Source organism: Pseudomonas morbosilactucae (assembly GCF_023241665.1).
Classification (GTDB): domain Bacteria; phylum Pseudomonadota; class Gammaproteobacteria; order Pseudomonadales; family Pseudomonadaceae; genus Aquipseudomonas; species Aquipseudomonas morbosilactucae.
Genome location: NZ_JALQCX010000027.1, coordinates 1 through 13,983, shown reverse-complemented (window position 1 = coordinate 13,983; position 13,983 = coordinate 1). Strand labels below are relative to the sequence as shown.

Genomic DNA, 13,983 nt, shown 5'->3' with positions numbered 1-13,983 from the left:
ATCAGGTCGCTGCAAGCCCGATTGGCGAGCCGATCCCGGACCTGTCCTGGTACCTGCTGGATGCTGACCTGAACCCGGTGGCGCGTGGCTGCACCGGCGAACTGTACGTCGGCCGTGCGGGCCTGGCCCGGGGTTACCTGAACCGGGGCGACCTGAGCGCCACGCGCTTTATCCCTGATCCATTTGGCGGTGACGGCGGTCGCCTGTACCGCACTGGCGACCTTGCGCGTTATCGCGCCGACGGTGTGATCGAGTACATCGGGCGTATCGACCATCAGGTGAAAATCCGCGGTTTCCGGATCGAACTGGGGGAGATCGAAGCACGCCTGCTGGAGCAGGAAGGTGTGCGTGAGGCGGTGGTGCTGGCCCAAGAGAATTTGGGCAGCCAGCAGTTGGTGGCCTATATCGTGCCGACGCGGTTCAGCGCCGATCAGCAGGTACAAGCCGAACAGCGCGACGCTCTCAAGGCCCAGCTCAAGGACAACTTGCCGGACTACATGGTGCCGGCCCATGTGCTGTTCCTTGAGCAATTGCCGCTGACCACCAACGGCAAGCTGGACCGCAAGGCCTTGCCGGCGCCGGATGCCGGGCAATTGCAGCAGCAATATATTGCCCCGCAGACCGCTCTTGAACAGGGCATGGCCGCGATTTGGCAGGAAGTGCTGGGCATCGAGCAAGTGGGTCTGAGCGATAACTTCTTCGAACTCGGTGGGCATTCCTTGCTGGCCACCCAGGTGGTTGCTAAATGCCGCCTGGAGTTGATCGTCGCACCGAGTCTGCGTGATCTGTTCAGCTACCCGATCCTTGGCGAACTGACTCAGCACTTGGCTCAATCAACAGATCGACAGCAAGCGCTGGCGTATCCGCCGCTTGTCGCTCGCGGGCATAGCGGCCAGGCGCCATTGTCTCTAGCGCAACGCCGCTTGTGGATTGTCGAGCAGTTGTCTGCGGGCACTGCTGCTTATGGCATGCCATTGGCGTTGCGCATGCACGGCGCACTCTCGGTGGACCTGCTGCAGAGCAGTTTGCAACGTGTCGTCGAGCGCCATGAAATCTTGCGTACCTCGTACCAGCAGGACGACGAGGGGGACCCGGTTGCAGTGATCGAGGCGCACATCGATATTGATCTGCCGCTGCTTGATATCAGTGATCTGCCGCGCGCTCAACAGGAGGCCGAGGTCGTCGATGCGGCCTTGGCGAATGCCAGTTTGCCCATCGATATGGAGTCCGCGCCGCTGTGGCGTGTGCGGATCCTGCGTCTATCGCCCAACGAACATGTGTTGCTGTTTTCCATGCACCACATCATCTCCGATGGCTGGTCGATGGGGGTGCTGGTCAATGAGCTGGTCGAGCGCTACGGCCATCTGAAAAATGCTCAAACGTTCGATCTGGCGCCATTGCCGATCCAATACAGCGACTACGCCCTGTGGCAACAGTCGCTGGAGGACCAGGGCATCCTCAAACAGCAGGGCGCTTACTGGAAGCAGGCGTTGTCAGGCTACAGCGGGCAATTGTCGCTGGTTACCGATCATGCCCGTCCGGCACGTCCTAGCCAGGAAGGGGCCAATGTCAACTTTCAGCTGTCGCTTGAGCTGAGTGAGCGTTTGCTCGATCTGTCTCGCAAGGCTGGTGTGACGCCTTACACCACCTTGCTGACCAGCTTCCAGATCCTGCTGCATCGCCTCACGGGCAGCGACGATGTACTGGTGGGTGCCGATCTCGCGGGTCGTCATCAACCGGAGCTGGAGGGCCTGATCGGTTTCTTTGTCAACGTGCTGCCCCTGCGTTCGCGCTTCGATGCCCAGGCAACCTTCTCTTCACGTCTGGCCCAGGCCAAGGAAAGCACCCTGAGTGCTTTTGAACATCAGGACCTGCCGTTCGACATGATTGTCGAGAGCAGTGCAGTGCCGCGTCATATGGGTATGAATCCGTTGGTCCAGGTGCTGTTCGTGATGAATAACCTGCCGCAGCGCAATGATGTGTTGTCGGGTATTCGGATCGAACCGATCCCCGTGACCCAGCAACATTCAAAATTTGACATGGCCTTGTTCGTTACTGAAGAGAGTGGACAACTGCATGGCACCTGGCAGTACGCCACTGAATTGTTCAAACAAGAAAGCATCGATCGTTTCGTGAGCGCCTGGATAGGAATCCTCGAGCAAATTTCAGCGGATCAGGATATGACACTGGGAGAGATCACCATGCCTGCATCACTCGCTGCCGCGACGCCAGTCGCCGCGCCTGCCAGTAAGAAGGCCGACAAGCTCGGCCAGTTTTTGAAGAAGGCTCCGAGTCAGGTCAAGAAAGTCGGCACCGCACCGATTCGCGAGTCGCTGCTGGTCAAGAACCAAACCTTCCCGCTGCTGATGGAACCGGTGGATGCCAGCCTGGACATCATCGAGTGGATCAAGGCCAACCGGCCTCTGGTTGAGCAGAAGCTGGGGGAGCACGCCGGTATTCTGTTCCGCGGGTTTTCCTTGGGCGGCATCCAGGATTTCGAGGCTTTTGCTGAAGCGGTACAGCCCGGGCTGTATGGTCAATACGGCGACTTGCCGAAGAAGGAAGGTGGCAAGAACACCTACCGCTCCACGCCATATCCGGAAAAGAAGATGATTCTTTTCCATAACGAGAGCTCCCATCAGGACCGTTGGCCACGCAAGCAAATGTTCTATTGCGAGCAACCCTCGCCGATTGGTGGGGCGACACCGGTGGTCGATTGTCGGCAGATGCTCAAGCAGCTTCCCGAGGCCCTGCGTGAGGAACTCGAGCATAAAGGCCTGCTGTACGTACGGACCTTTGCCGGCAAGCTCGATGTGCCATGGCAGCACTTTTTCAAGACCGAAGACCGTTCGGTGGTGGAAGAGCGTTGCCGCAGCAACGGCATCGAATGGCAGTGGCTGCCCAATGATGAATTGCAGACCCGCACCTGGTGTCCGGCCATCATCACCCATCCGGTTACGGGCGAGCGCTCGTTCTTCAATCAGGTGCAACTGCACCATACCTACTGGCTGGAGCCGGACGTACGCGAGGACATGCTCGCGCTGTTTGGGGCCGAGCGTATGCCGCGTCATGTCTATTTCGGTGACGGCAGTCCGATCCCTGATGAAGCCATGCAGTTGATCGGTGACCTCTACGAGGCGTGTGCCGTGCGTTTCGACTGGCAGAAGGGTGATGTGATCCTACTGGACAACATGCTGGTGGCCCACGCCCGTGACCCCTTTGAAGGGCCGCGCAAGATCGTTGTTGCCATGGGCGATATGTTCGAGCGCGTGGACCTGCTTGAGGGCAAACGGCCTGACTTGGGCACCTTTGAATGCAAGAACAAAGAGGAAGCTGACGCATGACCACTGCACATCTGGACAGCACTGATCGGGGGCTGGCACTCAGCCAGGAGCAGTCGTCGATACTGCAGCAGTTGCCGGCATCGGCCACCTGGGCCGATGCCGCCCACACGCTGGTGTTCGATATTAAGGGTGAACTGGAGCCGCAGCGCCTGCAGCGGGCGCTTGATCGCTTGCTGCACGGCCAGCAGGCGCTTGGCAGCCGCCTTGGAGCAGCCCCGGGCTATCGTGGCCTGCGCCAGTTTGTCGAGTCCGGGTTCCAAAGCGTGGAGCTGGCAGTAGGGGAGGCTACCGAGCTGGGTTCCCTGCTTGGCGATTGGTTGGCTCAGCCCTTCCAGAGTGACAACACGCCCTTGTTGCGGGCTGCGGCCTATCGTCGAGAGCCTGGGCAGTGGAGCCTGTTTCTCGGCATTGCCAGCAGCATCAGCGATGCTGCCAGCTTGCCGATTGTGCAAGCGCTGCTGATCGAGGCCTACGCCACCGATGCGGTTGACGAGGAGGAGCCAGCCCAGTTTGCCCAGTACTTGGAATGGCGGGCTGAGGTTGTCCAGGATGAGGATGCGACGACTGCCAAGGCGTACTGGCAGGCGCATCTGAATCACGCGGCCAGCGACCTGCTGCCACCTTATCCGGCTTACCGTTCGGCGCCGCTGGGGGAGGCCATACAGGTGATTGAAAAACACATGGCCGTGGCCTCGCTCAAGTCATTGAGTGCACGCTTGGCGCAGCCCGCAGAGGTGATACTGCAGGCCGCCTGGTGGCTGCTGCTGGCCAAGGTCAGTGGTCGCGAAGCGTTCCTTGCGGGCTGGCGGCACGATGCCAGGGAGGACTACGAGTACTTCCAAGGGACGGCGGGGGTCTTTGAAAAGCTACTGCCGTTGAGCGTCACTATCGCTCCACAGGAGAGCTTTGCCGAATGGGCTGGACGTCTGGCAGTGACCCTGGACGAGCATCGGACCTGGCAAGAGTATTGGGTGTCGGAAGTCAGCACCCAGATGGCGCTGAACGCCTATACCTTCAGCAGCCGACGGGCGTTGCCGAAGCCTCGGATGCTTGAAGGCGCATGGTTGTCTCAGGCGCGTTATGCACCTGCGCGCCAGGGAGATCTGCATCTGCAGGTCGAGGTGGGAGAGGAGCAGCAGACGTTGAAGCTGACGGCCAGCTATGCGGCAACCGGCTACTCTGCTGCGGCTGTAGAGGGTTTGCTGGAGCAATACGGGGTGCTGCTCGATGGTCTGTTGGAGGGTGTTGATCGGCCTTCTGCCGAACTGAGCCTATTGGGTCGTACCGAGCACAGCCGCCTTCTGGCACTGGGGGCCGGCGCCGACTTGCAGCTTGAGCACGCTTCCTTGGCTCAAGTGATTGGCGCATGGGCGCAACGTACGCCCGAGGCCAGTGCGTTGGTCAGTGAACAGCAGATTTTGAGCTACGGGCAGTTGCACGAGCAGGCCCTGCGAGTCGCCGGTTATCTTCAAACCAAGGGTATTGCCGAAGGAGACATCGTGGCCCTGGCGCTGCCTCGCTCCAGCGAGTGGGTGGTGGCGATGCTGGGTACCTGGTACGCCGGAGCCGGTTATCTGGCCCTCGACCCACAGTGGCCGGCGGCCCGACAGGCGCTGATCGTGCAGGAGGCCAAGGCTGCCTTGGTCTTGGGGCATGCTGCAGCCTTCGATGGCCTGGCGGCTCATGATATCAGCATCGAGCCCTTGGCCCAGGCCTTGAGCTGGAGCAGCAGCGCTGTCGCCGCGCAACCACTGGCCACTGATACCGCCTATGTGCTGTTTACCTCGGGCACGACGGGCACCCCCAAAGGCGTGGTGATCGAGCATGGGCAATTGTCCAACTATGTCGCTGCCGCCGGGCAGGCGCTGGGCTTCGATACCTGCAAGCACTTTGCCTTCGGTTCTACAGTGGCGGCTGACTTGGGGCACACGGCCCTGTTCGGCGCGCTGTCGGCAGGTGCTGCCTTGCACATCGCCGATGACGCCACTTTCCAGGATCCCCAGGCGTTCGCCCGTTTTATTCAAGAGCAGGCCATCGATTTTCTGAAGATCGTGCCTTCGCATCTGGCCGCGCTTCTCGAACATCCCCAAGCCCAGGTGCCCGCCACCGTGGTGCTGGGGGGCGAGGCGGCGACGGCTGAGCATCTTTTGCGTATTCGTGCACTGCGCCCGGATGGCCGTGTGTTTAACCATTACGGCCCCACTGAAACCACGGTTGGGGTGATGGTGCATCCGATGGTCGAGGTGGGGGGTGGCATTCCGCTTAGCCAGGTACTGGCGGGCAACCGAATTTACGTCCTCGACGAGCAACTGGAGTTGGTGGCTACGGGGCAGTTGGGTGAGCTCTATGTAGGCGGTCGCCAGCTCTGCCGGGGCTATCTCAATGGGCAAAAAACCACCGAGTCGGCATTTATCAGTGATCCATTCGTGGCCGGTGAACGACTTTATCGCACGGGTGACCTGGCGCGTTATCGTCCTGAGGGGGGTATCCAACTGGCTGGCCGTCGCGACCAGCAAGTGAAGATCCGTGGCTATCGGATTGAGCTGAGCGAGATCGAGGAGCAGCTGCGCTCGATGATCCAAGTCACCGAGGCCCTGGTGCTGGCCGAGCCTGTGGGGGAGCAGGGCAGTGAACTGCAACTGATCGCTTTCGTCGTGCCGCGGGAGCAGGCCGGCTCTGAGTTGGTGTCAATACTGGGGGCTGGTCTGCAACAGCGGCTACCGGCCGTCATGGTGCCGGGGCATATCCAGTTCCTTTCCAGCCTGCCGCGACTGGCCAATGGCAAAATCGATCGTCAGGCGCTGGTGGCGTCGATTCAGCGTGAGTCGGCGTGTGAATATCTCGCACCGCGCACTGCGCTGGAGGAACTGCTTGCCGGGCGCATGGCCAAGCTACTGGGGCAGGAGCGCCTGAGTGTCAATCAAGACTTCTTCGCGGCGGGTGGCCATTCACTTTTGGTGATCAAGCTGGTAGCGGGTATTCGCAAGCTGTTGCAGCGCGAAGTCCAGCCCGCCATCGTTTTTGATAATCCCAGTGTTGCCGCCCTGAGCCAGGCCCTGCTCAGCCAGGACACAGTGCCGGGCCAGTTGGAGAAAATCGCTCAATTACGCCTGAAGCTCGACGCCATGAGTCCCGAGGAAAAAGCCCGACTGACGGAAAAGGCGCGCCAGCAAAGCAATAACCCTGCCTGACGGTTTTCCTTCGCGAAATCACGTCACCCGTATCCAGGCCTGCTAACCGCAAGATTTTTTTCCGGTTTTCAGGCTGGATGCGTCTTATGAGAATGAACAATTAGATCCAAATAATAATCATTTGCTAGAACGGGGATAACTATGTCGGCTGTCAATGGGCGGATGCGCTCACTGTTGTCAAAAATGTCTCAGCGCAGCCTGAGTTTTTCGTCACCGCTGGTGCTGCTGGGGGCGTTGGGGATGGCGCCGTTGGCTTATGCTGAAGCGGTCAAGTTGAATATTCCGTCCCAGTCGTTGGCCAGCGCCCTGCGTGAATTTGGCCTGCAGTCGGGTATGCAGGTGCTTTATGAGCCAACGCTGGTTGAAGGAAAGCGTGCAGGGGCGGTATCCGGTCAGATGGAGTCCGTCACAGGGTTGGAGCGCATCCTGAGCGGCACAGGGATCAGCTACCGCGTCGAGAATGGTGTTGTTTTCCTCTCTGCACCCTCTGCGGATTCGTCGGCGTTGGAGTTGGGCGCCACGAGTGTTACCGGGCTGATGAGCGTGGCAACAGAAGAAACGGGTTCCTACACCACACCCGTTTCCACCATGGGGAAGTCGCCCATGTCCCTCAAGGAGACTCCGCAAACGGTCAGTGTGATGACCCGCCAGCGTATGGAAGACCAGAGCTTGACGACCTTGTCTGATGTGATGAACCAGACGACAGGGATCACCATGTATCAAGGTTCCATGAACGCGTCACGGTATATGTCTCGCGGTTTTGAAGTGACCAGTTTCAGGGTTGATGGTGGCGCTCCTGTGACGTCATCCGCCTATGCCTGGAAAGACTTGGACATGGCAATCTTTGATCGCGTTGAGGTCTTGCGTGGTTCGGATGCGTTGTATTCCGGTAATGGCGAGCCAGGGGGGGGCATCAATCTGGTGCGCAAGCGTCCGACTGCCGAGCCCAAGTTCAGTATCACTAACTCTATTGGCAGTTGGCAGAACTATCGCACCGAACTGGATGTGAGCGGGCCTCTTGGGTTCGATGGAAAGCTGCGCGGACGCTCGGTCATTGTTTATCAAGACAAAGACTACTTCTATGAAAAGGGTGATTCGGATCGCAAGCTGTTCTATGGCGTCCTGGAAGCGGATCTCACCGACGACACCACGCTCCTTGTCGGCATGACGAATGACCATGTAAACGCCTCCGACCAGTCTTATGGCCTGCCCCGCTACAGTAACGGTAACGATCTGAAGTTGCCGCGTAATACCTACCTAGCGGGTGCCAATGACTATTTCAATCGTATCGGCCAGTCTTATTTCTTGAGGGTGGACCACACCCTGAATGATTCCTGGTCGGCGACGTTGGATACCCTCTATGCACAAACGACCAGTGATCGCAGCTACTACAACTTTGCCGGTGAAGTAGACCCTGCGACGGGTGCGGGTGTCAGTTCGCGATGGTTCGGTGCAAAGGCGGAAAAAAGAGATATTTCCCTTGATTTGAATATCAAGGGCGGCGGTGACGTATTCGATCATCGCAATGACCTTCTGCTGGGCTGGAGTTGGCAGAAGTCTGCTGCACCCACGGCGTTGAGTCGCGACGGTGTGGCGCATGCCATTGATAATATTTTTGCGTTTGATCCGGATGATTTCCCGTCTTATAAAGAAAACGCTTCTCTGTATCTGAAAGACCATACAGACGTTGTACAGAATGGGTTGTACGCCTCCTGGCGCTTGCAGTTGACTGAGCCGTTGCACGTTATCGTGGGTGGTCGCTATAGCAACTATAAGTATCGCTATGCAACCACCAGCTATGCGACGGTTGTAACAGGCGGTCCTACCAACGTGACCTCCTACAAAGACAACGACGTCATTACCCCGTTCGTGGGGCTGACCTATGACTTGAACCCGGATTGGACCGCATATGCTAGCGTGTCGGAAATCTACAAGTCTCAAGCCAATTATCGTAAAAGTGGCGACGCTCCGTTGAAGCCCATTACCGGTATCAACCATGAGGTGGGTGTCAAAGGGGAGTTGATGGGGGGGCGATTCAATACCTACGCGGCCCTCTACTATGTGAAGCGTGATGGTGAGGCGGTTCGTGACGTCTCCACAGGCCCTGTGGTCAACGGTTGCTGCTATAAAGATGACGGCCAGATTGTTTCCAAGGGCGTGGATTTTGAAATCAGTGGGGAACTGCTGGAACGACTCAATGGTACGTTTGGCTACACGTATAACCACAATGAAAACAAACTTGGTGGCACTTCTTATATTACGCTGACCCCTCGGCATCTCGCCAAAGTCTTTGGTTCTTATCAGTTGCCCGGTGCCTTGTCGGACTTCAAAGTGGGTGGCGGTGTGACGGCGCAAAGTGCTACCTATGTCAGTTATCCACCTACCGAGTTCAAGCAGGCGGGCTACGCCATCTGGAATGGATTTGCCGAGTATCAGGTGAACAAAGAGTGGAGCGTTGCCTTGAATGCCAACAACCTGTTCGATAAGAAGTACTACTCTACTGTGGGCTACTCAGACTATGGGAACTTCTATGGTGACCCCAAGAACTTTACCCTGACGCTGAGAGGCAGCTACTGAGTCGAACGGCTGCTTTACAACTCTTTTTGTAAATTAAAAATCCTGCGGGTGCCTTGCACACGCAGGATTTTTTTTGCACTGCTTTTTTCTGGTTTTGTTTAAGCGGCGTTCAGATAACGGCTTGCTTATACAAGGACTGAATATCTTTCAGGCGGAGGTAGGCAGGGAATCATGGGTGTTTAGTTGGCCTCAGGCAGACCGCCATGGATTGCCCATAGGGGACTGCCCCACTCGATGAAATATCGTGGTTGCTGATACTCCATCGAGCAGGCTCACCGATTTAGGTCCGCTTGAGCTCGCTGACCAAGGTCGTTATGAAATCAGGCGAGAACGCCATGATGTTATGGACAGTAGGGATGTTGAAGCTGTTTGCAATCTCGCCTTGGCGGTTGTGTTCTTTCTGGAATGAAATCAGTTGTTGTATTTCCGGCTGACTCTTCTCTAGCGCTGGCCACCAGCAGGTGGCTTTCGCATGCGTCGGGGTGGGAGAGAACGCTGCAGACAGGGTGTTGAGTTTTTTGTATGTCTGCAGGGTTTTTCCTTTCTCGATTTCGGACTCGAGATTTTCAATGATGTTTTCAACATGAAGCAGGTCAAGGCGAGTGACTTGGCTGGCCCAGGCCATAAAGTCGGTTCGCTCAGTGGGCATGGGTTTCAATCGATCCATTCGAGCTTCAAGGTAGTGGTGTGCGCTCAACGAATGCGCTGGAAAGAGGCCCGCAAAGAAATTGACCAGTTTGATCAGTGGATGGCGATCTTCAGGCTCGTGATTTTCCTGCGATTCGCGGCGCTGCGCATTTTCGCGACAGCCGTCTACTGTCGTTGCGTCCAGCAAACCCAGGAAGCTGACGTGCCGGCCCTGGGCTTCCAGAAGTGCGGCAACGTCCATGGCAATGGACCCGCCCAGTGACCAGCCCAGTAACTGATAGCTCCCGCTGGGCTGGGCTTCGATGATGTTCTGGGCGTAGTCGGCAATCATCTGTTCCCATGTCTGTTCAGTGGGGTTGGCGCGTATGAAGTCTTGATGCATGACCCCCTTGACCGCGACGATGTCCTTGAGCGCCATGGCGGCCGGATAGTAGCAATAGGATGATCCGCTGACCGGGTGAATGCAGAAAAGGGCAGGCCGTGAGGAAATCGTATGGTTGAGATTGACGATCAGTGCGGCTTTTTCCTGATCCTTTGGCATTGGCGCGATTAGATTCTCGATGCTCTGTTTGAGCATCAGGTCATGCAGGGTGACCTCCATTTTCAAGCTGTTTTTGAGCATCGATACCACGATCATGGCCGTGATCGAGCTGCCGCCCAGCTCGAAGAAGTTGTCACTGATGCCCACCTTCTCCACGTGCAGTACTTCTTTCCAAATATTGGCGATCTGTTGTTCCTGAGCGGTCCTGGGGGCGACATAGAGGCGCTGCGAAAAGGCCTCGGCGGCCGGTAGTGCTTTTCGATCCAGCTTGCCATTGGGCGTCAAGGGCAGGTGCTCAATGAGCATCAGTTGCTGGGGCACCATATAGTCCGGCAAATGCTCTCCCAGCTTGCTGATCAGGGTCTGGCGTTGTTGCTGCTGGACCTCGGGCTGTGGCGAATAGGCGGTTGGCACAACGTAGGCGACCAGGTAAGGGCCGTTTTCGTGGTCGCGGACCAGCACGGCAGCCTCTAGGACATTTTCCTGTTGCAGCAGGCGCGCCTCGATTTCGCCCAACTCTATTCGGAACCCCCTGACCTTGACCTGGTGATCGATACGGCCGATGTACTCCAGGGTGCCCTCTGCCGTATGGCGGATCAGGTCGCCTGTGCGGTAGAGGCGTTCCCCGTTGTGGCTGAAGGGATTGGGCACGAAGCGTTCGGCGGTAAGGCTCGGACGGTTCAAGTAGCCGCGGGTTATTCCGGCACCGGCCAGGTACAGTTCGGCGGCCAGTCGAATGGGAACAGGGTTCAAGGCGCTGTCCAGCAAGTAGCTGGAGGTGTTGTGCAAGGGGCGCCCGATATTCCCTTGCCCCCCTGGCAGCCGGCGAGTCCAGGTGGAGTACGTGGTGTCTTCGGACGGACCATAGAGGTCGTAGACATGCTCAATGTGGTCACGTTGATAAAGTGCTTCCACCAGCGACTGCTTGAGGGGTTCACCCGCCAGATTGATGATTCGCACACCCGCTGGGATGGCATTTTCGCGCGCCAGGGCCGCAATGGCTGACGGCACCGTATTGATCAGCCTGACGCGATTGCGTGCCGGCAGATCCATTAGTGCCAGGGCGTTGCGGGCCATGATCAAGTGGCCGCCGTTCGCCAGGGTCACGAATATTTCCCAGACTGAAAGATCGAAACAGATTGAGGTCGATGCCAGAACGCCTTGAATGTCATCCTTCGAATAGACCTTGGCTGACCAGTGAATCAAGGCCTGGACATTGGCGTGTGTAATGGATACGCCTTTGGGCTTGCCGGTCGAGCCTGATGTATAGATGACATAGGCCAGATTGTTTGCATCACATTGCGTCAGCGGAGGTTCGCACGGGTAGCCGCTGAGCCCTGTATCAAGGGTATCGAGCAGCAATATCTGTGCGTTGTGTGCCGGTGGCAAGAGATCGGCCAGGGCGCTTTGCGTCAGCACGATACGTGCCTGGCTGTCTTCGAGCATGTGCGCCAGGCGCTCCGAGGGGTAGTCGGGGTCCAGGGGTACATAGGCACCTCCGGCCTTGATGACCGCAAGCATGGCCACCACCATCGTTGCCGAGCGTTGCAACGCGATGGCCACCCGGGTTTCGATGCCGACTCCCAGCTCGATCAAGCGATGGGCAAGCTGGTTGGCCTGCTGGTCGAGTTGTTGATAGCTCAAGGTGTCGTCACCCGAGATCAGTGCGATCTTCTCGGGGTTCAGGCGTGCCTGCTCCTGGATTCGCTCATGGATGCACTGTGTTTGGTTGAATGCCGATGTGTTGTCGTTCCAGTCGAGCAGGATCTGCTGGCGTTCATTGGCGCCCAGCATTGGCATCTCATCGATGCGCTGGTCGGGTTGTTCTGCGACAGCCTCCAGTAGATTGCGCCAGTGTCCGGCCATGCGCTCGATCGTCGAGGCATCGAACAGTTCGGTTGCAAACGAAAAGGTTGCCGATAGCCCTTGAGCATCCTCGGCCAGTGACAGGCTGAGGTCGAACTGGGTCGAGTTTGCGCTGCCTTGCAATCCTTCGATCGTCAGGCCTTCCAGGCTTTGCCAATGCTGGTCCTGATCGGCCAGGTATTGGTAGTTGAACAAGACCTGGAACAGTGGATTGTGACTGATGCTGCGTTCAGGCTGCAGGGCTTCCACCAGTTGGTCGAACGGCAGGTCCTGGTAGCGTTGGGCTTGCAGGGCCGTCTGGCGTACTTGGCTGAGCAACTCACTGAAGGTCAGGTGCTCGGCAAAGTGCGCGCTCATCACCTGGGTGTTGACGAAGAAGCCAATCAAGCCTTCGGTTTCATAGCGATTACGGTTGGCGATTGGAACGCCTAGGCGGATGGTGTCCTGGTTACTGTAGCGATGCAGTAAAGTCTGAACGCTTGCCAGCAACAGCATAAAGGAGGTGACGCCGTGGGCTTGGGCGCGCTGCCTGAGTTGCTGTACCAGCCTTGGCTCAAGCGTCATGTCCAGGCGAGCGCCCTGGTAGGTTCGCGAAGCCGTGCGTGGATAGTCGAACGGCAACTCAAGCACCGGATGCTCATTGCCCAGCTGCGATTTCCAGTACTCCAACTGGCGTTCCCGTTCCCCGGAGTCTATCCACGTCCGTTGCCATACGGCGTAGTCGGCGTACTGGATGGGCAACGCCTCGAGTCGGCTGGGTTCACCTCGCGAGTAAGCGCCGTAGAGTGCGGTCAATTCCCTGATCAGGATCGATGTTGACCAACCATCGGACACGATGTGGTGCAACGTCAGTACCAGCACATGCTCTTCTGCTCCCAACTGCAGTAATCGGACATTCAGTAGAGGGCCTGTTTCCAGATTGAATGAACGGCTTATCTCGGCTTCGACAAAGGACTGGACATAGGCGTCATCTGCCTGTGTCTTGGCAGGGACGACTTCGACGCAAAGCTCGATAGTCAGGGTGTCCTCGATGATCTGCACAGCGTGTTCGCCGTGCTGTGCAAAGCGGGTACGCAAGGTCTCGTGTCGAGCGATCAATGCGTTAAAGCTGTGTTCGAGCGCCGCTACGTCGAGTGTTCCCTTGAGGCGCAAGGCCGCCGGAATGTTGTAAGCCGCGCTATGCGGCTCCAGTTGCCACAGGAACCATTGGCGGCTTTGTGCGTAAGACAGCGGCAGAGGTTGGCCGCGCTCGACCGTCACTAAGGGCGGTATGTTCGAGGTTTGAAAGTGCGTGAGGGCGGCTGCATAGCCCTTTAGCTCAGGGTGCTCAAATAAGGCGCTCAGGGGGGCTTCAATTTTCAAGGTGTTTCGAATGCGCGAGGCGACCTGGGTGGCGAGTAAAGAGTGACCGCCCAGCTCGAAGAAATTGCTGTTCAGACCTACCTGGTCGGTCTGTAGAACTTCCTGCCAGATCAGGGCAATGGCCTGTTCAAGCTCGGTCTCTGGAGCGACGTAAGTCCGTTGCTGCTGGCTGGCATCCGGTGCCGGCAAGGCCCGGCGATCCAGCTTGCCGTTCGGCGTGACCGGCAGGTTTTCCAGGAACAGCAGGTGCGCCGGTACCATGTAATCCGGCAGGTTTTCTTTCAGCTTCGCTTTCAGATCTTCACGCAGCGCTGCCTGTACATCGGCGTCGGCGCTGAACGCATTGGGCACCACATAACCCACCAACTGCAGGCCTCCGACCCCTTCCAGGGCCAGGACCACGGTCTCGCGTACCGCTTCCTGCTCCAGCAGGCGCGCTTCGATTTCACCCAGC

4 protein-coding genes are annotated in these 13,983 nt (G+C 57.9%); 3 read left to right on the top strand and 1 reads right to left on the bottom strand.

What is annotated here, in order from left to right; translation table 11 throughout:
* From M1B35_RS15295 to M1B35_RS15285, 3 genes are all read left to right on the top strand, one after another.
* The coding region (locus M1B35_RS15295; protein ID WP_268262404.1) for a condensation domain-containing protein at positions 1–3,344 on the top strand (3,344 nt) is incomplete at its 5' end.
* Positions 3,341–6,535 carry a non-ribosomal peptide synthetase gene (locus tag M1B35_RS15290; RefSeq protein ID WP_268262403.1) on the top strand — a complete coding sequence of 1,065 codons (3,195 nt, stop codon included), beginning with the start codon at positions 3,341–3,343 and terminating at the stop codon, positions 6,533–6,535. The genes M1B35_RS15295 and M1B35_RS15290, both read left to right, overlap by 4 nt.
* A gap of 141 nt (positions 6,536–6,676) precedes the next feature.
* Positions 6,677–9,112 carry a TonB-dependent siderophore receptor gene (locus tag M1B35_RS15285; RefSeq protein WP_268262402.1) on the top strand — a complete coding sequence of 812 codons (2,436 nt, stop codon included), beginning with the start codon at positions 6,677–6,679 and terminating at the stop codon, positions 9,110–9,112.
* A gap of 280 nt (positions 9,113–9,392) precedes the next feature.
* Here the strand turns inward: M1B35_RS15285 and M1B35_RS15280 are convergent.
* The coding region (locus M1B35_RS15280; RefSeq protein ID WP_482827997.1) for an amino acid adenylation domain-containing protein at positions 9,393–13,983 on the bottom strand (4,591 nt) is incomplete at its 5' end.